Below are 25,864 nucleotides of genomic sequence, written 5' to 3'. Positions count from 1 at the left end.
GGCCCTGAGCTGCGGCGTACCCATACGCACGCACTACGGCATCGCCGTCACATCGCCTGTCAAAAACCCACCTCACCCAACCACCCTCCACCGAATCGTGAACAGGTGTTCGATCGCCTGTGTCCCCTGGAGTGACTGCTCAATGAGCTCAAGAAACTTGTTGGACTCAGCCCGCATCTTCCTGGCCGCATCACCAAAGTCCGCGTCGGCTTCCTCGATCCGTTGCCCCCACCTGCTCGCTTCCTTCTTGAACCGAAGCTGCTCAACGCCCGTCGTTTGGCGAGCGCGCTTGCGCGCCTCCTTCTCCTTGGTGCGATACTCGCGCACCTTGGCCTCATGTTCAGCCTTGCGATCCTGCCGATTTCGGTACAGCAGCTCTTCCTGTTCGTTGTAGTACCGGGAGTTCCGCTCCTGCACCTCGCCCTCCAGCGCAACCCTCCGCTCCTCAAGGTGCGGCCCGAACCCCGCGGCGTCGATCGGCGCACACTCGGTACCAACCTCGACGCAGGCAAGATCCAAGATGTCTGTTACGTATTCGTCATCGAGCCAGCGCCCCTCATCGGTCAGCGCGCCGGCGAGCATGTAGGACTCCGAGATGTCCTCCTCGCGCGCCTTCATGGTGAAAGTCAGCAGATTGGCAGTCATCGTGCCGCTGGTTCCGACCAGCGCCTTGACCGCGCTTGTTGGCCGCTCCGATTGCCCTACCGAGAACGTCAACTCGCGCGCCGGGGTGGCGTGCGCTTTCGCCGAAGCGACCACGTACTGGGCCAGAGGACCTGCAAAGCGGTACTGGTGGTGGTTCTCTTGCGGCGTGGACTTGAAGAAGTAGCGCCCGGTCGGCGCGTCCTTCACGGGCGACTCGTTCAGCACGAAGGTGCGACCGTCACCCTCGAACGTGGCGAACCGATCCAGCTCGTGCCGGGTTACCGCGAGCAGGAGCCGTTCGAACTTGTTGAGCACCTCGCCAGACTGCGTGTCATACGCCTTGAGGCGGTCCTGGACGTGCGGGTCGAGGTTGTCGAAGACCTTCGCCTTAGCGCTGGCCATCTCGCGAGAGATCTCACCCGCATACTGTTCCTCCAATTCTTTGAACGCCGAATCCAGTTCCTCGGCGGTCTTGCAGCGGGTGAGGATATTGCTGATCGTCTTCTCGAAGTCCAGCCCATCCTCGATCGCACCAAGCACCTCGTCGCTCGCGCCGAACACACTGGAGAACAGCTGGAACTTGTTCGCCAGCAGCTCCAGGATGCGCTGTTCGGCGATGTTGCCCTTGTTCGAGAAGTTCACGACGACGACGTTGTGCTTCTGCCCAAAGCGATGCACACGCCCGATGCGCTGCTCGACCCGCTGCGGATTCCACGGCAGGTCATAGTTGACGAGCATGGAACAGAACTGCAGGTTGATGCCCTCTGCCGCGGCCTCCGTGGCAATCATGATCGTGCCCTCGGCACGGAAGTAATCCACCAGCGCCTTGCGGCGATCCACAGCCGCAATGCCCGTGACCAGGTCACCGTCCTTGTTCTTCTTTCGCCATTCCTCGTAGATCGCGGTTTGTTCAGGCGAGTCGTTCTTTCCGTTGAACAGCACGAGTCCATCGCCCCTGCCAGCTTGGTTGAGGGAGCGAGCAATGTACTCTTGCGTCTTGGTCGAGTCAGTGAAGATAATGGCCTTCTCTGGAGCACCCAACTCACGCAGGCGCTCGAAACCAAGGTCAAGCGCCTCACCTAGCTTGACCGCCTTCTGGTTCTCCGTGATCGAACGGGCAAGCGCCGCGTATTCGCGCAGCTCCGCAACCTCGGCAGCCATGGCAGCGCCAACTGAATCCCCCGACCACCCGGACGGCTGCTCAGCGGAGCTTGATGCTTCGTCGAGTTCCTCGGCCTCGTCAAGGATCTCGCCCGTCAGCTCATCGCCAACCAAGAAGTCCTGCCCAATCACGTTCGCAGCATCGCCGCGCGCACCCCCAGCCGAAACCTCGCGATCAAGCCGGTTCGCGATGTTCTCTAGGGTGCTTGCAACAGCGTAGGTCGATGATCCCAGCCTCTTGCGAATGATGAGTGCGGCGAGGTGGCGTTGACTTGCTGTGAAAGCGAACAGCTCATCGCGTTGCAGATAGCCGTTCACCAGGTCGTAGAGCCGCACCTCGTCGGGTGAGGGCGTGAACTCGACCGTGATCGGCAGCTGCTGCGTGAAGTGAATGTACTTGTCAGCATCCCTGCGCAGCGTACGTTTGGAGATCGTCGCCACACGCTCCACGAGGTCGTCATCGCCGAAGAGATCACGGTTCTTGACATACCGCTCACGGAACGCCCCAAGCGAATAGAAATACTCCGGGTCGAAGATCGAAACGAGCCCGAAGAGTTCCTCGAGTCTGTTCTGAAGTGGCGTGGCGGTCAGCAGAACCGTTTTGTGGGAGCCGCGGCTGATCCGCGCCATGACGTTGGCCGACTTGATCGTTTTCTTCCAGAAGTTGCGCAGGCGGTGGGCCTCGTCGGAAACCACGAGGTCCCACGGGCGAACAAGATCAGACTCATGGCGCACCACGAAATCGTAGGAGCAGATGAGCACTTCTTGCGGGCGGATGCCGTTGTGGGAGAGCACCCCGGAGGCCGAACTCGAGTCCAGAATCGTGGACGGAATGAGGAACTTCTCCATAAGTTCCTGCTGCCACTGCTGGCGCAAGCTCGACGGCGTGACGATGAGAATACGCCGCCGCCGCTCCGCCCAGTATTGGGAGATAACAATGCCGGCCTCGATTGTCTTTCCCAAACCGACTTCGTCGGCCAGTAAGACGCCCGGAAGAAACGGTGTTTGCAACACAAACAGCGCAGCATCAATCTGATGCGGCTTGGGCTCCACCTGCGCATCGAAGAGTAATCCGGCAAGCTTCCCCACTTGGTCATTGGCATAATTGCGGGCCAGTTCGTGCGTGAAGTACTTGGCTTGATAGCTCGTGACGACTGCTGCCATGTGGGGCCTCTGCTCAGGCAAAGACGGCACTGAGCTGTTGCCAGCTGTGCACCGGTGGGAACGGGGAGCGAACGCTGAGCACGCTGGCGAGAACTGTTCGGTCCCGTCAGGTAGGTTTGACGTGGGAAAACTGTGAACTACTATACCGCCTCGCGCTGAAACCACTCGTTCTGACCAACCCTGCCGTACAAATCTGTCCCACCCAGTCGATAGTCTTCAAACGAAGTCTGAATCAGACCCGCGGAAACGCCGGGGCCAGACTCGCCGCACACGGTGCCAGATTCCGGTCAACCATACAGAAGGGCCGCAATCGGGTGACCGTTCCTCCGGCAACGGGAACATTCCCGTCCCGACCTCATCCCGCCACTCATCACATCAGCACTTCGTTCCACCACTCGTCACATCAACAAAGGAATGTCACATGGATTCGGATAGACGCAAAGAAGACCACAGCGTTCAGATGGCAATCATCTTTGACAACGTCAAGGCGCAGATCCAACGTGCACTCAGCGCCGGCGATGCCTCTCGAGTCATGGGCGACGCACGCCTCCTCGCCAAGAACGAACTTGAGCTCTTCATGTCCGAGCCCGCCGAGAAGTCAACCATTCTCGTGAATGAAGGAAACGTTGAGCCCGACGACGAATGGTTAGATCAATTGCCCGAGCCGCCCGAGCCATGGAGTTATGACGAACCAGAGGACCCATGGGAATATGAACAACCGGAGGAAGTCCGGGTTGCGGAATGGGTAGAGTTCGCCTACTGGCGGTTCATCGATGACAAAGCGTACGCAGTGCTCAGCAACGCTGAAGCGAAGGTTCTCCACAATCACATTTGGTACCACATCCTGTATCTGCAATTGCACCTCGTGCAGGTGAATTTCACATGGCAAATGGACCTAGAAGAGGCTGATCGTGGCCCGCATACGGTTGAGTTCAATTGCAGCCTCACATCATTCAGAAAGAACGAGGACCTCGGAAACATCGACTTCATGGCATCCAGCCCCACAGCCGGAGATGACTCATTCAAAGATGTAAAGGAGTTTGTGGTGGACTTCTTCCACGCCATGGACTTCTACCCGCTCTCGATCAAGCAAGATGGTGATCGCACAAGTGGCACCGCGATCCTCTTCAGCCCATACACCACCGATGAACTCAAGGCTCGGAGGAATCGTCTGCCTTCGGGTGAGTTCGTGTTCTCTACTCCTGTTTCAAACGACCTCTTGAGGGACCTGTGGAATCAACTCTTCATGTACGAGCAGACCGACTCGGATGAATACCTCCTTCCGATTGTTGAAGCTGCGGGAAAGGTCGCCGACGTCTTCATGGGCCCACGAGTCTTCGGGCACATGTCGTTGGACACCCGAAAGGTTGCTGCAGTGAAGGCACAAAAGGCCGCAGAGGCAGCTGCCACCAAGGCCGCTGCGGAACGCAACGCTGAAGCGACAGTATCCGATGCGGCAAAGAAATCCGATGCCACGGAAAGCGCTGACTAGCTCAGCAGTATTCTCATTGTGAGCGTATTTTCGTGCCTATCTGGGACAATCAAGGAAGTGAAGAGCCGGCGATTGGTTCTACCGCGAGAGTTGGACTCTATGCGTCACATCAAGAGCATCAGACTCACCGTCGTCCCAAACGATCCTATTACGAAAGATGTCTCGGCTCTTCTTCAAATGCTGTGTGAACACATGCAACTGTCAAGGATGGTCAACAAGCATCCGCATGACGGTCAAAGTTCGGCGCCTACCAGTTGGTCCTAGCAACAACCGCAAGTCATAACAAGTCAAATTCAGCCCAGATTCACCCTTGAAGGATGAGCCACAAACTACGACGAGCACTGTCAGAAAGCGCAAGCAGATTGACATTGGTCGAGAATATCAAGCGAAGAGCTTCAATTGCAGTTTCAACAGCCTGTGCCGCCATCATTGGAATCTCTTCATACTTTAGTTTGCGAGATCCATGAACAACCTTGCTTCTTACATCATATATCTTCGCGTATCGAGATTGTCGTGCCCTTCGGTCATCGGGAGAATCCCCAAGGAGCCAAGCAAGTGCGCACGTAATTTTAAGTGTCGTCTCACCGCTGCCTCCAAATAGGTTCTCCCAAACAACTACGGAGTCAAGGAGAACGTCACCGGCCATATGACGCTCGGATACAGCAGCAAGAACTCGCCCTATTGCAATGTCAATACTTGGGACTCTGTAGTCTGCTATGCGATTTGTCCATTCCATCCATTCTAAGAACTGGGACTCATTCAATTGTAAAGGTGTCAGACCCCTTATTTCCGAGACGACGGTATACTGAATCCCGTTGCTACAATCGAGTGGGTCAGATAGGTACTGCCAAGACGGAACGATGACTGGCTTCAGATCCGGTAATGCGAGAAGCAGACCGAGCCTTATGTTCTCCAACTGAACTTCTAAGTCCCGGTAACCCGCTGGCCACTCTATCTCCCGGTGAATACCCACATCCCAATGTGTCAATTCAAGCATGTATGGAATCTCGAGTTCGAGGACGAGGTCACCACCATAGTTCATGACAACCTCATCCCCTTTTTGCGTGAATGCGGAAAGCTTTCCACCTCGGGGCATCCCACACACAATCGGCTCATCTCGCTCATCTGCGCGACGCAGACGTCCTCCGGGCAACTCCCAAACGTCCACCTCAGGCGGTAAGAGAACGCCTGTCAGCCCGATTCGCACCGGTATCGAGACGGGTTTGCCGGCCAAAGCGTTCAAGAGCCTGTCAAGCGACTCAAACGTTGCCCTCACAAGATCATCAGGAGTAGGATGAACAACCTTTGAGCTGGCAAGCAACCAAGCGGAACCAATCAGAGTGTCCGCAAGCGTCCAAAGCTGGTGCATGCTGCCATGCCTTGTACTCCTGACCGACCAGCCACGGGGACCAGTATTCGGGTCGTCTTCCCGGAACAGCTTTCGAAGGACAGGATCAGCCTTCACCGCCTCTTGGAACTCCTTATTCAGCGGATTCTTAAAAAGTGACACGTAGGTTTCTGATTGATATCCTCTATCTTTGACTTTGACGAGAAAACTCGGGTATGCGTCAATAGCGAGCCGAACGAGTGTTTCTTCAATATGTGAAAGTCCCTGTGGAACCATCGGAAGTTAGCCTCCAGCAAGCTGACGAATACCATTTCCGTGAGACGGACTTCTGAGTTCGGTAGCTGAACTCAGCCATTTCCGCCACTCTTGTTCAACGAGCTCCTCAAGATTCCAAATTAATCTCATTCGAGAGTCGACATCGTGCAGCAATGCCAAGAGATCAATCTGTTCTTTCGAGAGAGGAATTGATGATTCCTCTCGGATAGCAGCAACTTGGGCCGAATCCAGATTCAAGAGATAGGTGAGGCACGCTTCACCCAAGTGATTCCACCAAGGATGTTCTGTCATTACGTTCTCCGCCATAAACGCCATAAAGAGGAGATTACGCCGCAGCAATCTAAACCCTCAACTGCTTGAACCATTGGCGATTTGTTCTGAAGATAACCTCTCAAGCTCGTCCTTCGATCCTGAACATGCTCTCTTCAAAGCATTGCCTCAGCTGATCAAACGGCTCGATACCGTCGCGCTGACGCAGTGCAACGGTTTAGAAGAAGTGGGAAACTATCCGTCCGAATTGCACATCGCTCACCATGTATGGCTAGGCAAGAGTTGCCTCGATTCCATCGTCGAAATGAACGGCAGCGGCGATCCCGAGCCACGGGCGGATTGAACTCAGGTCCCCGCGGTCGCGCCACTTGGATGCTACTACTATCGGCAGGCCAACCAGCAGGTACCACGGCGCGCTGCTGGCAATTCGATGCTCCCGTAGGTCGAGATTCTTCAGCACCGTACCACGCCTCCAAGCTGCATCTCTGCATCGCGTGCTCAGGCCTGCGGCAGCTTGCCGTAGTACTCGTTAGCGACCGGCTCCAGCCACTCCGTTCCAGTGTCCTCACCGGGAACCTCTATGGCGATATGACTGAACCAGGAATCGGCCTTCGCTCCGTGCCAGTGCTTCTGACCTGTGGGAATCTGTACCACGGAACCGGCAACCATGCTCACCGGCTCCTCGCCCTCGGCTTGGTACCAGCCGCTGCCCGCCGTGCACAACAGAATCTGCCCGCCACCCTTCGAGGCGTGGTGGATGTGCCAGTTGTTGCGGCACCCGGGCTCAAAGGTTACGAAGCCCACCCCCATACCTTCCGTGGTCAGCATGTTGAGGTAGCTCCGGCCAATGAAGTACTTGCCAAAAGCCGTATTCGCTTCCCCTCGCGGGAAAACGCCATCGAAACCCTGATCGCTCATTTCGTCCTTCTCTCAAACGTGCCAAGTCGGCAACATCGTCAGCCTAGAGCCGGACCGAGAGCACAGACAGGCACTGTTGTTACCCGTCTCGCGTGACCGCGCAGCTGGCCACGCCGGGCAGGAAACCTTCATTCGCGCGCTTCAATGCGCAGGAACACAGGAATGCTCAAGCCTCTGATGAGTCGAGATGTTGCCAGGCGAACCCGATGCCAGCGCACGGTACCCACACGCGGCGTCGACGACGACGTCGTCGGTGCCTACGAAAGTTCGCCTCAGACCTCGGCAGGCGCGAGCATCCGGCGGAGCAGGGCGTCGTAGATCGGGGGTACGCGCAGGGCGTCAGCGGTGAACACCGCGAGGATCACCACCACGGCGACGGGCAACAGGTGCGAGAGGCTGCCGCTCATCTCCGCGGTGAGCAGGATGGACGTCAGTGGAGTCCGCACGCTCGCCGCAAGCAGCCCCGCCATTCCACACACCGCGAGTATCGCCTGGTTCCCGGCTGGCGCTCCCCACGCCTCAATGACCAGCGAGTATCCGGCGCCCGTCAGTGTTCCGATCGCGAGGATCGGCATGAAGATTCCTCCGGGGATCCCGGAACCAAAGCTGACCGCGGTGAACGCGATCTTGGCCAGCAACAACAGCGCTACGAACCCAGCCCCGGTTGCCGCCTGTTCCGCCCATCCGATGAGCGACTCACCCCCGCCGAGCACTTGGGGAAGCACGATCCCCGCCACGAGGGCGACCGCCAGAGCGATCATCATGCCGGTCGGTCCCGGCAAGCGCGCCAAGCCCTGCGATTTCAGCAGAATTCTATTGACGAGAGCGCCGACGCCACCGGTGAGGATCCCGAGCGGAAGCACCATCCACAGACCCGAAAGGGGAAGCTCCGGCAGCGTGCCGAACTGCAGAATGGGATGCGAGCCGAAGAGCAACGTGGAGACAGCGCCCGCCGCGAGCGCGCCCGTGGAGGCCGAGGCAATGACGAGCGGTGAGAAGCTGCGATGGAGACCCTCGATGCCGAAGAGTATTCCGGAAACCGGCGCGTTGAACGCCGCGGCCAAGCCTGCGGATGCGCCGCTCGTGACGAGGTGATCCTCCTCCTCGCGGGTGGCACGCAGCGGGCGGGAAAGCAGCTTCGCCACTGCCGCGCCGATGTGAATGGACGGCCCCTCCCTGCCCAGGGACAGGCCGAAGAGCGCGCCGCCTGTACCGCCGAGGAAGCGCGTGACGACGACAGGCACGGAACGCATGCCCAAACGCCCGACGAGAAAGCCCTTGACCTGCGGAATTCCTGAGCCGGACGCCTTCGGCTCCCACTTGAGCAGCAGCCACACAGCGACGGCCATTGCTGCTGCCGCGCCTCCCCAAGCAAGAACCGCCAGCGGATGCCGCCCCACGAAGTCGTATGCCGTCACGGCCGCGCTGCCCGCCTCTTCAATGCAGAACCGGTAGAGGCTCGCCACCCCTCCGGCCACCAGACCCGCGAGGATTCCGTTACGCGCGATTCTCCACCTGCGCGACGCCACCAACTGACCAATACGTTCCACAAAGAGATGCCACACGTGGTCAATTGTCTCGCAGCAGGCCAACTCGCGATCCGGCCGGTCACTGCGCGGGACCCGGATGTCCGTTCCAACGATGCCCGACGACGACGTCGTCGGAAATGTTCTCGATGACAACAGAACTTGCTCCAACAGCTCACACGCACGGACTGCGCGAGAGGGTCAGTAACCGGCCGCAGATCGTTCCCAGCCGCGTAAAATGAAGAGGACACATCGGCATGCGTTCCGAGGAGGTCACATGAACAATGAACAAGCAGAGCGAATGAAGTCCGGCAGCGGTTTTATCGCGGCCCTTGACCAAAGCGGTGGCAGTACGCCAAAGGCACTTTTGCTCTATGGAATCGGCAAGGACAGTTACAACAACGACGCCGCAATGTTCGATCTGGTGCACGCCATGCGGGAACGCATCGTCACCAGCCCAGCGTTCAGCGGCGAACACATTCTGGGATCAATCCTGTTCGAACAGACAATTGGCCGGGAGTTCGCTGGTCAACCAGCCGCCGACTACCTCTGGGAAACCAAGCACGTAATACCCATCCTCAAAGTCGACAAGGGTTTGGTGGAGCTGGAGGACGGCGTCCAGCTGATGAAGCCCAATCCCGGCTTGGATGACTTGCTCGCACGGGCTAATGCGGCCCGTATTTTCGGCACGAAGATGCGTTCGGTCATCCAGTCCGCTAACCCGGCCGGCATTGCACGCATCGTCTCCCAGCAATTCGAAACGGCCCATCAGATCGCCGCGGCGGGGTTGGTCCCCATTCTCGAACCCGAGATCACCATCACCGCACCCGATAAGAAGGACAGTGAGGAGATCCTCCTCGAAGAGATCACGAAGCGGTTGGAGGCAGAACCCTTCCCACTACCAATCATGTTCAAGTTGAGCATCCCGGAAGTAGACGACTTCTACGCGCCACTCATCGCCCATCCGGCGGTGCTTCGAGTGGTGGCGCTTTCAGGTGGATTCAGCCGCACAGAGGCGAACGAGCGGCTCGCTCGCAACCACGGGCTCATTGCCAGCTTCTCGCGAGCACTGACTGAGGGCCTATCGGTTTCCCAGACAGATGCGGAGTTCGATGCGATGCTGACGGCGTCGATCAACTCGATCTATCAAGCTTCCTTGACCTGATCGAGTTCTTGGCGGGGTGGGGGCGGCAAGGCAGGGGTGCCTTGCCGCCCCCCGTGCTGCATCAGGCTGTCGCAGCGTCAGCGGAGACCTTACTTCCCAGCCTGCGTTGGAAGCACACGTGCACGCTGAGCGAGAAGCACACGTGCACGCGTCATGTCATTCCAACGTCAATGTGGGCAGACTTCGACGTGGATCCATTGGTAGTTGCCAAGGTATCGAGTGGTGATCGCTTCGGCCAGTTCGACAGCGCGAGCGCTGGCAAGAGCCCGCCGCACCTCCAACTGGCACCTTCTCCCGAGCTGGCGAGAATTACTGGGATGGGGGCCGGCGGATTCTCGACGTCGGTAACACACAGATCGTCGCCGAGATGATAACCGGCCTCATTGACGCGGATGTGTATCGAATCGAGGCTGCGGAACCCTACTCGTCTGAATATGACGCGACCGTCCAAAGCAACCAGCAAGAGATTCAAGATGATGCTCACCCTGCCATCGCGAACCCGCTACCGTCATTGGACAACTACGCCGTCGTTTTGCTGGGTAGCCCGGTGTGGGCAATGCAGGAGCCGATGATAATGCGTACGTTCGTCGAGGCTGAGAACGGACTCGCCGGCATAACCGCCTACCCCTTTGTTACGTACGCTGTGAGCGGCATGGGTTCGGTGGCCGCCAACTATGAACGCCTGTACCCAGATGCGACATGGGGCGAGGGTCTGGCCGTGCAGGGTGAGGAAGCACAGGACGCGCGAGGCGACGTCGAGGCATGGCTGGAACAGATCGGTTTGCTATGAGGTGACTGGAACAAATCAGGCTGCCAGAGAGTGCCTGCCACCCCGATCGCCGGCGCCGGGAGTCCTACAACTAACTGCCAACTCAAGAAACCGACAACCCCACGCGGCCGGAACGACGACGCGAGACATGACCGGAACGATGACGTGCCACCAGCACAAACAAAGAATCTGCCGAGACATCTGTAAACGATGTCCCGACAGATCACAAAAGTGGAGCATAGGGGATTCGAACCCCTGACCTCTTCCATGCCATGGAAGCGCGCTACCAACTGCGCCAATGCCCCGCGGACTCGTCCACTTTACACCACCTTGCGCAGATAGTCTCAATCGGGGGCGGCCTGCCCTCATTGCCGTTCACACGTGGACATCATTCATTCCATGTTTGGTTTTCCCTGCCCGATGCGTCACGATTGCCTTACCAACGCTCAGGAGGCCCACATGACCGTCACCCGCCACTACCCCACCCCGATTGGCACACTGGCCCTGGTCAGCGACGGTACGCACCTTCTTTCGTGCGACTTCGTGGAGTCATCCTCCACGAAGGTAGAACCACCCGCAACGGACGTCGAATCGCCCGCGACGACGTCGTCGTCGGAAACAGAACCCGCCCACGACCCTGTTCTGGACCAAACCGTTCAATGGCTGGACGAATACCTTGCGGGCAACAATCCGAGCATTGCGGATCTTCCATTGCGGCCCGCAGGCACCGAATTCCGCCAGAAGGTCTGGGACATCCTGCGCACAATCCCCTACGGCGGACTCATGACATATGGCGAGATCGCCAAACTGATCGCTCAAGCGGAGGGCAAATCAATAATGTCGTCCCGGGCCGTGGGCGGAGCCGTTGGCCACAACCCTTTGCCAATCATCGTGCCGTGCCACCGCGTGGTTGGCGGCTCCCGAAACCTGACCGGCTACTCCGGTGGAATGGATCGCAAGATCTGGCTCCTTCGTCACGAGGGAGTCGAGCTCGCAGGCATGCGCATGCCGGACGGTTCCACGTTGGACGTCTGAACCTAGGCTCTTTGTGGACGGGACGTCCAGCCTGAGCCCGGCGCACCTCATCCCTTCTTCAGGAGAGAACGTCGGCTCTGGCGCTTGCGTGAGCTTCGTCGGCTTCGCCAACAACCTCGCCAACAACTTCGCCAACAGCTTCGCGCTCGGTTTCGGATACGCCAGAGGTTTCCGGCATGCGGGAATTCCAAATTGCAGTGATCAACACCACTAGTGCGGAGAATCCGGGGATGAGCATTGCGGTTTCTGCGCCGAAGTTCTCAGCAACCGAACCTGTGAATGCGGATGCCAAGGACTGGCCCAGCACCACGCCGGATCCCAGAATCGTGAGTGCCGTGGCGGTCGCACCGGCAGGTGCACGCTTGGAACCGATCGAGTACACAGTGACAAGTGTTGGTCCGATTCCAACGCCGATCAATACGAGCGTCACGCACAGGAGTGTAACCGTGCCAGTTGCGGAAAACGCGAACGCGGCAACAACCATCACACCGCCAAAGCACAGCCACCGCTGTGCCAGTGCGAAGGAATCAGGGAACACAGAAACGGAAAGTGCCAAGATCGTGGAACCCACACCCAAGCAGCCATATATGACGCCAGCCAGGTCTGCGGAACCTGTGGTATCTAGGAAGGCGGTCAACGAAGTGAGTGTGGAACCGAATACGAGCCCGATACCCAGCGCTCCCAATGCCGCAACGGCAATCCCGGGAGTAAACACGCCGCGCACGGACACGCGTTCGTGACTCTCATTCTGTTCGCCGCCGGTGCGTGCAGTGTGATGCAGGGCGAAAGCAGCAACGAATACGAGGGTGAGAAGCGCAGCGGAAACAACTGCGACCACAGGTGAGAAAGCGACGGCCAGAACGCCCACGGCAACGGGCCCAAAGACAAAGACAACTTCGTCCACTGCCGATTCGTAGGCCATGACTGTGTTGAGAACTCGGAATGATTGCGACGGCGAATACTCGCGGGTGACCGCGTGCACCAACCGGGTACGTGACATTGGTGCCACCTGAGGGGCAGTTGCACCAACGGCAAATGCGCTGACCAATACGGCCCAATCAGGCAAAGTGCTGGTCACCACGCACACCAAGATGATGATCGCTGCGGAGTTGAGCACGGAAGCTGTGAGAAGTGTGAGGCGCTGACCGAACCGGTCTGCGGCGTACCCCAAGAGCGGTCCACACAACGCCGTTCCGATTCCAACAGCCGCTGAGTTCAATCCACCCAGAGCCACGGATTCGCGCTGCGACACAACAAGGGTGAGTACACCAACAACCAACATGGCATACGGGAAACGTGCGGCAAATGCGATGGGGAAATACGCCCATCCAGTTGCAGAGACCACCTGTGGCTTCTTCATGTGATACCTCGGTTCACTGGGACGACCGTGTCGCCTTAGTCAGCCTTCAGCCCGAGGTAGATACACGTTGCTCTGGTCATGAGCAGGGCGCGGAATGCGCCACTTGAAACAACCTAACGATCAGCAATCACGGTGGTCAAGGCCGTGAGGCAGTCACGTCGGCCACATGAACAGCACCGGCCGCACGAATTGCACCGGCCGCGCGCACGCATGCGGAGAGCATGGGAGGCCCCAACACCATTCCAAGTACCCCCGCCACGCTTCCACCAACCATCGTGGCAATCAGCACCGCAACGGGATGCATCCGCAGGGAACTCCCGAGCGCCCATGAGTTCACAGTGCTCTGAATGGTTCCGTTGGAGACAAGCAGGCAAAGCAACACGATTGCAGCCGTTCCGAGGCCGCCCGAACTCAGTGCAATCAACATGGCAAATGCACCCGTAATCCAAGCACCGAGGAAAGGAATGAATGAGAGAAAGAAATACAGAATGAAGATGGGGAAAGCCAGCGGTACCTTCAGCAGTAACAGCGGGATCATGAAGATTGGTGCCGTCACAATTGCCGTTACTGCAGTCCCCTTAACGTACCCTCGCATGGACTGCTGCGTGAGGCGATAGACCTCCTTCACAAGGTTCGGCTCCTGACCACTCACGCGTGCGATCCATCCCGGAAGATGCTCGCCGTCACGCAGTGCGAAGAACAAGAAAAACAATGCGAAGAATGTCCACGCTGCGAGCGAAATCCAGCAGGTGATCCCTGCCTTGTCCTGCGCCGCGCAGTCTCCCGACAAGGGGGTCGAGCACGGTGCCAATAATGAACGCGATGATAAGTGGAATGACGATGCCGCTCAGAGCCCCGAGTGCACTCATAACCACGACAGCGACGAGGATGATTCCGAGGATCGCCCAACTCCCAATACCTATGCGCCGGAGGTGATCGAAACGCCAGGCTGGCTGTGCCACTCCCCTTGTTTCAAGACTCATTAGTGGCCTTTCGCGTTGACGTTTCGCCATTTTCTCTTCACACAGTATGCGAACGAGGTGTCACTCATAAACTCGTCCATTCCAGGTGCACGGCGTATCCAAGAATCCCCGCAACTCGAACGTTTTTCCCTACCACTTCATTTGCTCCACTGGACATATTCGCAGCAAACACCAGACCCTCGTCATCGGTACCGGTCACAGCACACGGCCCTGAGAATCGGAGAGGCTCCTGACATGCAGAAGTGCATTGCGGTAGCCTTTCCCATTTGCCCATGATCCACGTCACTCAATTGATAAAATGACGAGGTGGAGCCAACTGAAACAGCGTCCGCATTGATCGCACTCGGCGTCCTAGTCGCAGTGTTCGTCCTGGGATCCCGCAGCAAGCTACAAATGGGTATTGCGGCAATCGTCGCCGCTACTTTGGTGGGGCAGCTGTTGTTCGGCGAATCGATCCAAACCATTCAAGAAGGCTTCCCACTCGGGATCTTCTTCACTCTGCTCGGCGTTACATATTTGTTTGCGCTCGCCACCAACAACGGCACGGTCAACTGGTTCGTCTCCCTCGGTTTGCGCCTTGTGGGTGGGCAGGCCAGGGTGTTCCCCTTGGTGATGTTCGTTGTCACTGCGCTTCTCACCGCAGTGGGGGCTGCCACCCCTGCCGCCGCAGCGATCCTCATGCCCATCGCACTGAGCTTTGCCCGGCGCAACAAAGTCAATCCCCTACCCATGGCGCAAGCGATTATTCAGGGCGCCACCGTCGGATCGTTCTCACCAATCGGCGTGTACGGCGTGATCGTCAACTCGGTGGTCGCGCGTTCCGGAGATGAGCTCGCACGGCTCTACCACCCCACCGTCACGTGGGTGGTGGTCATGGTCTTCGGCCTCGCGATCGTGCTGATCACATGGGGTATGTACCGCAGCTCGGGACCATCGGAGGAAGAAGCCGAACTGGCTGGAGGTCTGCAGAAAACCCGTGACGTGCGCCGACCCTCGGCCGCAACCCATGACTCCCCCGAATCTTCGCTAACAGTTCGATTGAACACGGAACGCGCAGTCACTGTGGCCGGTATCCTCGCGATGGTGGTCGCAGTAGTCGGTTGGAAGGTCGACGTCGGATTGTCCGCCCTCACTATCGGCGCAATTCTCACGTTGGTTTACCCGAACTCGGCGAAGGGCTCCCTCACCCAGATCGCGTGGCCCACGATTTTGCTGGTGGGTGGCATCGTCACGTATGTCTCTATGCTTGAACGCCATGGAATCATCGAATGGGTGGGCGGAATGGCGGCGGGCCTCGGCACTCCGAAAATCGCAGCAGTCATCATTCTGTTCGTCGGTGCGGTGGTCTCCGCATTCGCCTCGACCACCGGCATCCTCGGCGCACTCATCCCGCTTTCGGTCCCCTTCCTCGTGACGGCCACCGGGGAACCCGCCCTCGTCAACGCCACGATGCTCATCGCCGCGCTCTGCGTCTCATCTTCCGCAGTGGACGTCTCACCGTTCTCAACTAACGGAGCCTTGGCGATTGCCAACTCGGGCCACCAGAGCGAATACATCTACAAGAAACTCTTCATGTGGTGCTGGATTCTCATCGTGACCGTGCCGCTCCTTACGTGGGTGACAATGATCCTGCCTCCGTGGGGCGGCTGACCACACTTCTAGCGAATAGCCGCTTCCCGGGACGCCGTCCCTCCGCGTGTGACCGCACGTGGCGCAAACCGAGCGTGCTGACGTCACATCTCCGGCTTGCCAAGCCTCCAATAACCCATGAAGGCCACTGCCCGGCGGTCCACACCGAGCTCACTCACGAGGAATCGGCGCAGCTTCTTGATCGCACTTGCTTCGCCGGCCAACCATGCGTAGAGAACGGTGCTCTTCAGGGCCGCTCCGCCTTTTGCAGTGCGCGGAACCTCCCACAGGAGGTCTTTATCGACGTCGATCTCCTCGACGTCAGCGCCAGTCCCTTCCGGCGCTAGCTGGGCGGCCGCCTTCTTCACTTCGGAAACAAGGAATGAGTTGCGGTCGGCTTCGCTTGCGCGAGCGCCCACTCGAACATCGAAGCCCGGGTGGGAGGGTAGGTATGTCAGATCGCCTTCCACCGGAACCTCAAGTACCACGGTACCGGTGGCATCTGCTGGCAGCTGCTCGAGGATCGCCGAAACTGCCGGCGCGGCTGTTTCATCTCCCGCTAGTAGGTACTTCTCCGTACGAGCCGGAGGCACAAAGTCGATCCCGTACTGGACTCCCTCAAAAGCAATGGTTGGTGCTAGAAGCAGCAGCTCATCCCCCACGCGCGCACGGCGAATCCATTCGGCGGCCGGGCCTGCGGGCTGGTGGACCACCATGTCGATATCCACCTCGCGCACCGAGGGCCGTACGTACCGCGTGGTGTACGTGCGAAAAGGAGGGCGATCTTGGTCGTTCATCTCCCGCCACGTGGTGTACCAGTCACCCTCAGTAGGCATGGCATCAATGCTTGCGGTCGAACTCGGGAACACAATCTTGATGCGTTCGTCGAATCCTGGATCGCCGTACTGGTCCAAATCATCACTACTGAAGGTGAACCTGCGGAAGCTAGGCGTGACGTCGCAGATGCGAGTCACGTGTGCGCGGAAGAAGCGCATTTGTTCAGGCTTGCGTGCCATGACGGTCTCCTAAGAGTTTTGGGAGATGGGGAGCCAGCGTGCGAGGAAATCTAGCCCCGAAGCTGATGGGTACGTGAACAGAATCGTGGTGGCACGGCTCAGCGCAGCGCCGTGTGCGCGAGCAGGACATCACTGACGTCTGCCACCTGAGCATGGTGCCTGCCGCGAGGCAACACCATGGGCGCACCCGAAACCGGATCGGTCACAACCATTGAGTCGAGGTCAAAGACTTGCTCAATGAGATCGGTAGTCATCACCTCGGCAGGGCTTCCGCTCGCAACCAACTCTCCGTCTGCCATAGCAAAAATGTGATCGCCGTAGCGGGCCGCCATATTCATGTCATGAAGCACCATGACGATCGTGGTTCCCTTATTCTCGTTGAGGTCGGCCAGCAGATCGAGTACTTCTATCTGGCGCGCGAGGTCCAAGAATGTGGTTGGTTCATCCAACAAGAGCACTCCCGTTTGTTGGGCTAGTGCCATCGCAATCCAGACTCGTTGGCGCTGACCGCCCGATAGTTCGTCCACAGCGCGATCGGCCAAGTCAGCAATACCGGTGGCAGAAAGAGCTTCGGCGACGGCGACGTCGTCGGCAGAAGACCACGTACGGAACATACGTTGATGGGGATGGCGCCCGCGCCCAACGAGGTCTGCAACAACGATACCTTCAGGCGCAATTGGAGATTGCGGTAGAAGTCCCAATGAACGCGCCAGCTCCTTGGTGGGAATCGAACCGACCGACTGGCCATCCAGAATCACGCTGCCCGATTGCGGTGCGATAAGGCGAGCCATCGTTTTCAAGAGGGTGGACTTTCCACAGGCGTTCGCGCCGATGATCACGCTGATCTTTCCGCTGGGAACGGTCAGTCCCACACCCTTGACGATGGGTGTGCCGCCGTAGCCAGAAACCAGATCACGTGTTTCAAAAGTGGGTTGGGTGCTCACGAGAAACCTCCTGCGCGGTTAGAACGAATAAGCAAATAGAGAAGATATGGCGAACCAAGAATTCCCGTGATCACGCCAACAGGGAAGGATGTATCAAAGGCGAACTGGCCGATAAGGTCGGCCGCCAATACGAGTACCGCACCCGTCAAGGCTGCCGGAACAATCAGACTTGTCCCAGGCCCAACGATGAGGGCCGCGATTGGCCCAGCCAAAAAGGAAACAAACGCAATCGGTCCCGTAGTGGCGGTTGCAAAGCATGCCAGCGCCACAGCAGCGATGATCAGAAGAATGCGTGCCCGGTCTACTCGCACACCTAACGCTGCGGCAGCCGCGTCCCCTAGCTCGAGTGCGTTGAGCTCCCGGGAGAGGAACACCACCAGTGGAATAACGCATGCCACCACCAAGGCGAGCGGCCAGATGTTCTCCCAACGCGATCCATTGAGGCTGCCGGTCAGCCAGCGCATCGCTACGGCAACATCCCATTCGGCAGCACGCTGGATAAGGTAGGAGACCACCGCATCGAGCATCGCACCCACGCCGATTCCAATGAGAATCAGCCGGCCGCCAGTGAAGTCTTCGCCGCGGGCGGCGCCGTAAATGACTGCGGCGACCGCGATTCCGGCCACCAGCGCGGTTGCGGTGGTGGCTCCGGCACTCCAGTGCAATACCACGAGGCACAGGACGGCCGCAGCGCTGGCACCCGAGGTGATGCCAATGACGTCTGGGCTAGCAAGTGGGTTGCGCAGCATGGTCTGGAAGGTTGTGCCCGCCACACCAAAAGCCATACCGGCAAGGACCCCGGTAATCATCCGAGGAATACGCAGCGTACCAACCGTGAACGACGCACCTGGCACGTTTTCGCCACGGATGACGGCAACGACGTCGCCCACCGGATAGATCGTGTTGCCGAGCATGAGCATCGCGGCCATAAGAACAAGGAGAACCCCCGCGAGCACCACAATTGCGATGGCACGGCGCCGGTTGCGGTGCGCGCGCCCACTCTTGACGAGGCGAACAGCCGATTCGAGCGCCGTTTGGTCTGTGGCGGAAGGCGCAGGGCGGAATTGGGTCACTGTATTCATCACAAAGACTTCATCTTGGTGCGGCGCGCGACGATGATCAGCACCGGAGCACCAACGAACGCGGTCACGATTCCCGCTTCGACTTCGCCCGGGTAGCCGATAAGGCGCCCAATGGTATCGGAGACGGTCAACAGTATTGCGCCGCCCATTGCTGAAAGAGGTAGGAGCCAACGCTGATCAGGACCAAACAGGAGGCGAATGAGATGCGGAACCATCAGGCCCACAAAAGCGATGGGGCCTGCGACGGCCGTGACTGCAGCACACAAGGCAACTCCGGCAGCTGAGGCTACGATTCGTGCACGGCCCACTTTTACACCCAGCCCAGTAGCTACCTCGTCACCCATACCAAGCGCGTTGAGCGAAGGGCCGCATGCGAAGGCCACGATGGCGGCAACGCCTAGCAGCGGCGAAACGATTGCGATGGAGCTCCAATTGGCACCAGCTACTCCGCCCACTTGCCAGAATCGGAACTCGTTCATCGCGGCAACGCGAGGGAGCAGTACTGCGCTTACAAGAGAAGAGAGTGCCGCGGTTGTGGCCGCTCCAGCTAACGCTAGTTTGATGGGCGTAGACCCACCAGGGCCGATCGAGCCCACCACATATACAAAGACCGCCACAATACTGCCACCGATCAGCGCAAGTGCCAGATACTCATATGTGGAGTTGATTCCGAAGAAGGCAATACCGCACACCACAAACAGGGCAGCGCCCGTGTTGACTCCCAGAATCCCTGGGTCTGCAACAGGGTTACGAGTCACGGCTTGCATGAGCGCACCTGAGAGTCCGAGCGCGCCACCTGCAATGAGAGCCAGCACCGTGCGCGGAATGCGTTGTTGAACCGCAATTGCACCAATATCTTGCGCCGTCTGGCCACGCACCCACATCCCAAGACCATCGGAGATCTCGTGCAATGAGACGGAACGCGACCCATATGCCAGCGAGAGTGTCACCGCAACAACAAGCCCCACAAGGAGGCCAACGACTGCGGCACGCCGCCGCGCACCGGTTTGAGAACCTCGTGCGTGGCGGCGTGTGTCAGATACGACTGTCATTCGGACTTCGCGACCGCATCGTCTAGCAGCCCAACGTACGTGTCAAGCATCCACGGGATGGAAAGCGCAGTTGGGGTGACAGCACCACTCAGTGCATCACCAGAGCCAACCGTTACTACGGCGCCATTCTGGACCGCTGGAAGTGTGTTCCACAGCGGGTCAGCTTGAAGGGCCGGCAACAGGTCGTCGTCGCCATACGTGACAATAACGTCGACGTCGGCAAGCTTGTCAGCGTTCTCTGCTGAAATGTCAGCATAGAACTCGCCACCGGCGCTCGCTTCAGTTGCTGCCGATGGGAAGTCAAAGCCGAGGTCTCCCAGGAATGCCGTGCGCGAGTCATCCACTGCGTAAACGGAGATGGTGGAAAGGTCAGCGGCGCTCATGTAGAAGAATGCGGCGGTCTTGCCTGCGAAGTTGGAGTCCGCAGTGGCGTCAGCGATCTGTTTGTCTAGATCTTCCACCAGCTCCTGACCCTCGCTAGCCAAACCAAGTGCTGCAGCATTGATAGTGATCGAATCGCGCCATGGGGTGTACCACGCAACTTCTGGGTACGCGACGGTTGGCGCGATCTCGCTCAAGGTGGCGTAGTCGTCAGCTGACAGGCCGGAGTAGACACCCAAAATGACGTCTGGCTGTGTATCGGCGATAGCCTCAAAGTCCACCCCGTCGGTGGTATCGAAAACCACTGGTGAATCGGCACCCAGCGCCTCGTAGGCATCAGACGTCCAATCGTAGACTCCGAGTCCATCCGAGCCGTCCATCGACCATGTCTGATCGTCCACGCCAACTGGAGCCACGCCCAGTGCAAGCGCCACATCTTGGCCGCCCCACCCCACGGTGGCAACCCGCTCTGGTTTCGACTCGATGGTGGTGGTTCCAAAGACGTGGTCAATCGTGACCGGGAACTGATCAGATGAGGTGGCTGAGGATGCGTCCGAACTGCTCGCGGACGAATCGTCCGAGGAAGTGCTGCAGGCGGTCACAGCCATTGTGGCCGCTATTGACATGGAAATGACAAGTGCGCGTTTCATGCGGGCAAGGTGCCTTTCATTTGTGGATGGGCGCTACCGCAACTTTCGTTACAAGTAAGGATTACCTTACCCCGCCGCTACGTGACCAGACCTCACCCCAGTTTCGTGTCACACCACACAACAAAATGCCCGCTCAGACTGTATCTAGTCCAGTAAACGCGCCATTTTCTGGAATCTGAACAGGTGGCAACCAGTGCCTTCAGTCCATCCTTTTCTTGAACTCCCGGAGCTACTGGGACACCTCGCCACGCAAAGCCTCCACGATTGGAGCCAAGTCCTCCTCCGCGCCGATCATGTCAAGTGCCTCCTCGAGTGCAGCATCGTTGACTGGCTGGGCCCTCTCCAAAACGGCCCGACCTTCGGCCGTCACATCGGTGTAGATTCCTCGGCGATCAGTGGAGCAGATGTATCGGGTTAACAACCCCCTCCCCTCCAGACGATCAACAAGCCGCGTGGTTGCCGATTGGCTCAGGGCCACGGCAGCAGCGAGCTGCTTCATCTGAAGGTGACCACCCGTTCCATTGTGTTGACCATTGAGGACCTTCAGCATTGAAAACTCGCGCACGCTGATGCCGAAGGCGGGTTGGAGCGCACGCTCAATATGCGCGCTGATGCGATCATGGACAACCTGAAGCACACACCACCGCTGCGCTAAGGCCGCCCGACCCTCAACTCCGGAGCGCGCGAACTCAGGCTTTTCTGAGACAGTCATGCCGCCTCCCATCGCTAGTATTGCGCGGTCATATGGACTTATCATACCGGGCCTCCCGGTCTCACTAAGGATCGAGACCGGGAGACCCGGCCGTTGCGCTATCGGGTTCGCCTATCGATATGACTGGCCTGCCGACACACGCAACTCTGGTCGACTACCCGCGCTGGGGTTCTGGCACGCCTGCCGGAACCCCGCGCTCCGTCGAAGGCCAGAAGCACGAGCTTTGCACCTCACTGATTACCAACGGGCGCGCCACAACGGTATGGATCGCGGATTCTCTTCACTCGCAACGCCCAGCCGAGCGGCCGCCTGAGCAGCCCAATGGGGATTACGCAGGGCCGCCCGCCCAATGGAGATAGCGTCCGCTTGGCCGGAGGCCAGGATGGTCTCCGCTTGGAATGCATCTTCAATAAGGCCAACCGCGCTGACCGTTGCGTTCGTGCCTTCAAGCGCTTCACGGAGCGCAGCCGCAAATCGGACTTGGTATCCAGGGCCAACCTCGATGAACTCTGACTTATCCAGACCGCCCGTAGATGCATCGATCCATGTCACGCCGTAGTCACTGACTAGGGTACGTGCAAGGCGGATCATCGACTCGATACCCCAGCCACCGGGTGTCCAATCCACCGCGCTGAATCGAATTCCGAGGGGCTTTTCATCAGGCCATACCGCTCTGACAGCAGCAACGACTTCGCGGGTCAAACGTGTGCGATTCTCTTCGCTTCCGCCATACTCATCTGTGCGCGTATTCGTCAACGGTGAGAGGAACTGGTGCAGGAGATACCCGTGCGCTGCATGAATCTGGACTGCATCATATCCAGCCGCATCTGCCCGGGCCGCCGCCTCCGCGAACGCGCGCACCACCGCAGCAATCCCACCCCCATCCAGAGCTTCCGGTGCGTCATATCCGTCGCGCACTGGTTCCGTCGTTGCACCACGCGGTATCCAGCCACCCTCCTGCGGCGGAACGGTTCCCTCTGGCAGCCCTGGAAGTCCCGGGTAGGTTGAAGCCTTAGCGCCAGCGTGGCCGAGCTGGATGGCGGACGCAGCACCCTGAGCATGGATGAATGACACGATCCGGGCATGGGCGTCTTGTTGTTCGTCAGTGTAGAGGCCTAGGTCACGTGGGGAGATCCTGGCCCGCGGCTCCACGCCTGTGGCTTCAGTGACCACCATGCCAAAGCCCCCAGCTGCCATCGAGCCGAGGTGCTGCAGATGCCAGTCCGTGGGCACTCCACCGAGATCGTCAACACTGTACTGGCACATGGGGGCAACAATAAGTCGGTTTCGCAGAGTTAGCCCCGGACCCGATGGACTTGCAATGGTGAGAGGTGAAAACAAGTGCTGCGTTCCCATAGATCAACCTTTCTTCGGTGCGGCTGAGAGCCACATTCACCCCCAAACATTAGTTGCGTACACCTTTACTTGCAAACGCGTTCTATCTCTATAGGAACGCTCATCTCAACATCGCTCACATCACACGTGATTTCGCTAAGACGACGTTACGTAATTGCAGATGTTGGGTTACCCTTACTTTGGTAGATCCCGAGTGAGAGTAGCGCTGTGAATCCCGAACTGTCTCTGTTTCCCAACAGCACCGCATTGTCGCCTGACGTTTGGCACGGACGATGCTTATCCACTTCATACCGGCTCCTGACCGGATTGGGCACGTCCGTTCTTGTGGCATACCGCGAAGAGCCGCTTCGCACTCTAAGTGCGATCGTTCATGGAATCACACGATCGGGCGACGTCGTCGTGGCCGTTTCCGCACAAGATCCAGAGGTCAGCTCACTAGATCTCACTCGCACCACGGATATTCGGCTTTCAATCGACAAGGCTGCTCCCAACTTCGAACTCAGCGTTGTCGCAGCCTCACTTCACCTGCTCGGGAAAGCACACTGGTTGAGCGAGGATGAACAGATAGAGATGCTCTCTCATGGCCAGCTCAGTGACCGCGTCAGTGAAGTAGCCGGGAGCGGCCACCTCGCACGAATCGAATTCGAGCGGGCACTGCTCCATGATCCGTGTGGAGTTACACCCGTCACCGCCGACGAGATCTCGCAAGAACACGCCCGGTGCCTGGACGATCAACACCATGCGCTGTTCTGCCGGCTCGAACGTGACCTTTTCTCCAACCCAGAACTGGAGCTCACGGCTGTGGACGTGGTCACCGACTGCTCCATCATGGACGCAGCGGTGCTGTTTGATGGCCTCATGTTCGGCGGGCTCAAAGGAGCTTTTACTGGCCGCCAAGACCTCGCGAATGCATGCGTACATTCGCGAGGAGTTAGCTGCCTCGATGTGGACCGGACCGGACTCACGCTTCTCTACATAGACAAAGCCGAAGCCGTAACCGCATTCGTGCCCTTTGCGAACCGCGTCTCAACTCGCTCTGAGCTCGTCTCCGCTATCGCGGAACTCCACTTCTAAGAATGCACAGCATCATTTCTAGGAGCTCAAGGCTCTAGACAACCACGGCACAACAGTAGTGGCGGCCCTCATTGCGTGGGCCGCCACTACCTGCATATCAGAAGAATTCAACCGAATCTGAGTCAGCGAACTTCAAACTTTGTGCACATAGCTTGGTCACCGGCGATGCCGATCTCCCCCGCCGTGCACAGGAGGTCATTGTTGTGTACGCATTCAAGGCGCTGGCATGCGCCAACATGGCCTTGTGCGGTTGGGATGCCGCCGCGGGCATCGAGAGCGATGAATGTGCCACAGGTTGCCTGATCGGCAGTTCCTGCAACAGTGATCGCGAGCGCTGTGCAACCGCCGTTGTTGTACGAGCAAGCGGTTGTGGTACACGACGCAACAAGAGTCTGAGTAGTCATTGTCTGCTCCTTTGTAGTGCGGATGGTTTGATCTCGTGTCACAAACGTAACCACGCCCCAAGCCCCGGAAAAGACAGGTAAGGCTTACCACCCCAAAAGAATGGACTCCTCTTCTCATTCTTTTCGTTGCAGAGCAAAGGATAAGTGGTTAATGAGAGAGTTTGGTTGTATATATGCGCAGAGTTCCAACCACGGCCACGACAAGCGCCCGGCCACCAAGAAGTCCCGCAACACCTTCAGGCATTTCGGGACTTCCCGAGAGCAAGAGTAAGCTTGGTAGGACGCTTTGGGAGGCCCAGTTCTGAGCTTCGTGAGCCACTTTTGATTTGGAATAGCGGGAAAGTCGATCCCCACTTTGACGCACTCAAGTATGAGAATCCACCGAATTAAACTTCGAGAGGTTCTAGGGGACGGACGCCCAACCTTCTGACTGATACTCACGTGGAGGTTATTAGGAACCTCCACGAGCAAGGCACGAGCGTCACGGCATTGGCCTCCCTGTTCGGTGTTGATCGATCAACAGTTTGAGAGAAGATCTGACAACTGTAGGCACGAGCAATTCGGTGTTACGGAAGTAGGTCGAGCGTCTGCGGACGTACTTTCATCGCGTGGACTACGAGGTCATTTCCACTATCGAACACCAACACGACCGTTTCCAGCATGCGACCACGCGCATCAAACCCAAGCCGGAGCTGCCTAGCTGGACTATCGTCGTCAAGATTCTCAATCCAGGTCGACCACGTCGCAGCTTGAATCGCATCCTCGGGATTGATCCCGTGTCTCAATGCAGAGGGGTGGACTTTCGTGCTAAGGCCAAGGCTTCTCGGATCACTTCAGAGCGAGACTTTCCCTCCCGGCTCGCTCGAGCATCCAGGGAAGCGATCTCATCCGTAGTGAGGCGTAATGCGATGACTTGCGACGGTTCTGCGCCACGCCCCGGACGCCCACGCCCACGCTTCTTCAACGCCGCAATGTCATATCCCGCCTCGGCCTCGTTGGCCCACGCTTCGATCTGCTCCTTAGAGACCGGAATCCCATCGATCATCTCTTGTCCGCTCATGCCATTAACGTTATACGAAAACACCGATGGTGACCAGATTTAGAACAGCTCTTCCTCAATAAGGTCAGAGTCACCACAAACCCGCAAATCAGCGACACATCCTGGGACTGTTGCATAGTTAGGTGACGTTTGACTTGGCTAGTTTTTGCTGGCTTGGGCGGATGTTGTTATGCCTGCTGCGTGTCCGCAAGAGTTCCGCTAGGACGTGCTTGGGGCGGTTGGAGCCCATGGGCCTGAGGTAACGATCAAGATGATCGCGAAGGATTTCGGGATCCATGTAGGGACACTACATAAGTGGCTGTGCGAGGAGCGTGTCCAGCCTGGTGAGAAACCGGGGGTCACCAAAGCGGAGTCTGGGGAGTTGCGTTTGCTTCGTTAGCGCGATCGGCAGC

Annotated in this window: 24 protein-coding genes and 1 tRNA gene; 6 read left to right on the top strand and 19 right to left on the bottom strand. The window is 58.3% G+C overall.

From position 1 onward, the window contains the following. Positions 1-72: 72 nt before the first annotated feature. On the bottom strand, positions 73-2,970 hold the full coding sequence (locus H2O17_RS05135; RefSeq protein ID WP_182050738.1) for an SNF2-related protein: 2,898 nt from the start codon (positions 2,968-2,970) through the stop codon (positions 73-75). A gap of 421 nt (positions 2,971-3,391) precedes the next feature. On the opposite strand from H2O17_RS05135, the gene H2O17_RS05130 reads away from it, so the two are divergent. Then, the gene (locus H2O17_RS05130; RefSeq protein ID WP_182050737.1) at positions 3,392-4,462 is read left to right on the top strand and encodes a hypothetical protein; all 1,071 of its coding nucleotides are present in this window, start codon (positions 3,392-3,394) and stop codon (positions 4,460-4,462) included. A 304-nt stretch (positions 4,463-4,766) separates the two neighbouring features. Here the strand turns inward: H2O17_RS05130 and H2O17_RS05125 are convergent, their stop codons facing one another. The 5 genes from H2O17_RS05125 to H2O17_RS05105 form a co-directional block, all read right to left on the bottom strand. Further along, complete coding sequence (locus H2O17_RS05125) at positions 4,767-6,086, bottom strand: hypothetical protein (RefSeq protein ID WP_182050736.1); 1,320 nt, start codon at positions 6,084-6,086, stop codon at positions 4,767-4,769. Between the two features lie 6 nt (positions 6,087-6,092). After that, positions 6,093-6,377 carry a hypothetical protein gene (locus H2O17_RS05120; RefSeq protein ID WP_182050735.1) on the bottom strand — a complete coding sequence of 95 codons (285 nt, stop codon included), beginning with the start codon at positions 6,375-6,377 and terminating at the stop codon, positions 6,093-6,095. A gap of 250 nt (positions 6,378-6,627) precedes the next feature. Then, the gene (locus tag H2O17_RS05115) at positions 6,628-6,816 is read right to left on the bottom strand and encodes a hypothetical protein (RefSeq protein WP_182050734.1); all 189 of its coding nucleotides are present in this window, start codon (positions 6,814-6,816) and stop codon (positions 6,628-6,630) included. A 38-nt stretch (positions 6,817-6,854) separates the two neighbouring features. Then, positions 6,855-7,274, bottom strand: a complete 420-nt coding sequence (locus H2O17_RS05110) for a cupin domain-containing protein (RefSeq protein ID WP_182050733.1) — start codon at positions 7,272-7,274, stop codon at positions 6,855-6,857. Between the two features lie 272 nt (positions 7,275-7,546). Beyond that, positions 7,547-8,956, bottom strand: a complete 1,410-nt coding sequence (locus tag H2O17_RS05105; protein WP_182050732.1) for a ClC family H(+)/Cl(-) exchange transporter — start codon at positions 8,954-8,956, stop codon at positions 7,547-7,549. Positions 8,957-9,077: 121 nt separating this feature from the next. On the opposite strand from H2O17_RS05105, the gene H2O17_RS05100 reads away from it, so the two are divergent. After that, positions 9,078-9,965, top strand: coding sequence for a fructose bisphosphate aldolase (locus tag H2O17_RS05100; RefSeq protein WP_182050731.1), 888 nt, complete (start codon positions 9,078-9,080; stop codon positions 9,963-9,965). Positions 9,966-10,296: 331 nt separating this feature from the next. Further along, positions 10,297-10,755 carry a flavodoxin gene (locus tag H2O17_RS05095; protein WP_343037873.1) on the top strand — a complete coding sequence of 153 codons (459 nt, stop codon included), beginning with the start codon at positions 10,297-10,299 and terminating at the stop codon, positions 10,753-10,755. Between the two features lie 211 nt (positions 10,756-10,966). On the opposite strand, the gene H2O17_RS05090 is transcribed toward H2O17_RS05095, so the two are convergent. Then, a tRNA-Ala gene (locus tag H2O17_RS05090) sits at positions 10,967-11,039 on the bottom strand. 154 nt (positions 11,040-11,193) lie between these two features. On the opposite strand from H2O17_RS05090, the gene H2O17_RS11720 reads away from it, so the two are divergent. Further along, positions 11,194-11,769, top strand: coding sequence for a methylated-DNA--[protein]-cysteine S-methyltransferase (locus tag H2O17_RS11720; RefSeq protein WP_182050729.1), 576 nt, complete (start codon positions 11,194-11,196; stop codon positions 11,767-11,769). Positions 11,770-11,827: 58 nt separating this feature from the next. Here the strand turns inward: H2O17_RS11720 and H2O17_RS05080 are convergent, their stop codons facing one another. The 3 genes from H2O17_RS05080 to H2O17_RS05070 form a co-directional block, all read right to left on the bottom strand. After that, positions 11,828-13,129 carry an MFS transporter gene (locus tag H2O17_RS05080; protein ID WP_182050728.1) on the bottom strand — a complete coding sequence of 434 codons (1,302 nt, stop codon included), beginning with the start codon at positions 13,127-13,129 and terminating at the stop codon, positions 11,828-11,830. Positions 13,130-13,265: 136 nt separating this feature from the next. Beyond that, on the bottom strand, positions 13,266-13,832 hold the full coding sequence (locus H2O17_RS05075; protein WP_246311353.1) for an AI-2E family transporter: 567 nt from the start codon (positions 13,830-13,832) through the stop codon (positions 13,266-13,268). Then, the gene (locus tag H2O17_RS05070; RefSeq protein WP_182050726.1) at positions 13,813-14,091 is read right to left on the bottom strand and encodes a hypothetical protein; all 279 of its coding nucleotides are present in this window, start codon (positions 14,089-14,091) and stop codon (positions 13,813-13,815) included. The genes H2O17_RS05075 and H2O17_RS05070 overlap by 20 nt, the downstream gene beginning before the upstream one ends. 327 nt (positions 14,092-14,418) lie before the next feature. Between H2O17_RS05070 and H2O17_RS05065 the strand changes: the two genes are divergently transcribed. Next, on the top strand, positions 14,419-15,762 hold the full coding sequence (locus H2O17_RS05065) for an SLC13 family permease (RefSeq protein ID WP_182050725.1): 1,344 nt from the start codon (positions 14,419-14,421) through the stop codon (positions 15,760-15,762). Between the two features lie 83 nt (positions 15,763-15,845). Here the strand turns inward: H2O17_RS05065 and H2O17_RS05060 are convergent, their stop codons facing one another. The 7 genes from H2O17_RS05060 to H2O17_RS05030 all read right to left on the bottom strand — a co-directional run bounded on the left by H2O17_RS05060 (position 15,846) and on the right by H2O17_RS05030 (position 22,934). Continuing rightward, complete coding sequence (locus tag H2O17_RS05060) at positions 15,846-16,757, bottom strand: siderophore-interacting protein (protein ID WP_182050724.1); 912 nt, start codon at positions 16,755-16,757, stop codon at positions 15,846-15,848. A 98-nt stretch (positions 16,758-16,855) separates the two neighbouring features. Next, a complete protein-coding gene (locus H2O17_RS05055; protein ID WP_182050723.1) occupies positions 16,856-17,701 on the bottom strand; it encodes an ABC transporter ATP-binding protein in 846 nt (281 codons plus the stop codon). Beyond that, complete coding sequence (locus H2O17_RS05050) at positions 17,698-18,774, bottom strand: FecCD family ABC transporter permease (protein ID WP_246311332.1); 1,077 nt, start codon at positions 18,772-18,774, stop codon at positions 17,698-17,700. Before H2O17_RS05050 ends, H2O17_RS05055 begins: the two co-directional genes overlap by 4 nt. A gap of 8 nt (positions 18,775-18,782) precedes the next feature. Further along, positions 18,783-19,835, bottom strand: a complete 1,053-nt coding sequence (locus H2O17_RS05045) for a FecCD family ABC transporter permease (protein ID WP_182050721.1) — start codon at positions 19,833-19,835, stop codon at positions 18,783-18,785. Continuing rightward, entirely contained in the window at positions 19,832-20,866 is a 1,035-nt protein-coding gene (locus H2O17_RS05040; RefSeq protein ID WP_182050720.1) for an iron-siderophore ABC transporter substrate-binding protein, read from the bottom strand. Before H2O17_RS05040 ends, H2O17_RS05045 begins: the two co-directional genes overlap by 4 nt. Positions 20,867-21,095: 229 nt before the next feature. Continuing rightward, positions 21,096-21,623, bottom strand: coding sequence for a MarR family winged helix-turn-helix transcriptional regulator (locus H2O17_RS05035; RefSeq protein ID WP_220456829.1), 528 nt, complete (start codon positions 21,621-21,623; stop codon positions 21,096-21,098). A gap of 192 nt (positions 21,624-21,815) precedes the next feature. Then, entirely contained in the window at positions 21,816-22,934 is a 1,119-nt protein-coding gene (locus H2O17_RS05030; protein WP_182050718.1) for an NADH:flavin oxidoreductase/NADH oxidase, read from the bottom strand. Positions 22,935-23,141: 207 nt separating this feature from the next. Between H2O17_RS05030 and H2O17_RS05025 the strand changes: the two genes are divergently transcribed. Further along, a complete protein-coding gene (locus H2O17_RS05025; RefSeq protein ID WP_182050716.1) occupies positions 23,142-24,008 on the top strand; it encodes a hypothetical protein in 867 nt (288 codons plus the stop codon). Positions 24,009-24,130: 122 nt separating this feature from the next. Here H2O17_RS05025 and H2O17_RS05020 read toward each other — a convergent pair whose 3' ends face one another. Both H2O17_RS05020 and H2O17_RS05015 read right to left on the bottom strand, forming a co-directional pair. Further along, entirely contained in the window at positions 24,131-24,412 is a 282-nt protein-coding gene (locus tag H2O17_RS05020; protein ID WP_182050714.1) for a DUF1540 domain-containing protein, read from the bottom strand. A 781-nt stretch (positions 24,413-25,193) separates the two neighbouring features. Continuing rightward, positions 25,194-25,472 carry a ribbon-helix-helix protein, CopG family gene (locus tag H2O17_RS05015; protein ID WP_182050712.1) on the bottom strand — a complete coding sequence of 93 codons (279 nt, stop codon included), beginning with the start codon at positions 25,470-25,472 and terminating at the stop codon, positions 25,194-25,196. Positions 25,473-25,864: the final 392 nt, after the last annotated feature.

Origin of the sequence: Changpingibacter yushuensis (assembly GCF_014041995.1) — a bacterium.
Taxonomy (GTDB): Bacteria; Actinomycetota; Actinomycetes; order Actinomycetales; family Actinomycetaceae; genus Changpingibacter; species Changpingibacter yushuensis.
Note: the sequence above shows the minus strand (reverse complement) of the source record. Positions and strands in the feature narration are given on the sequence as shown.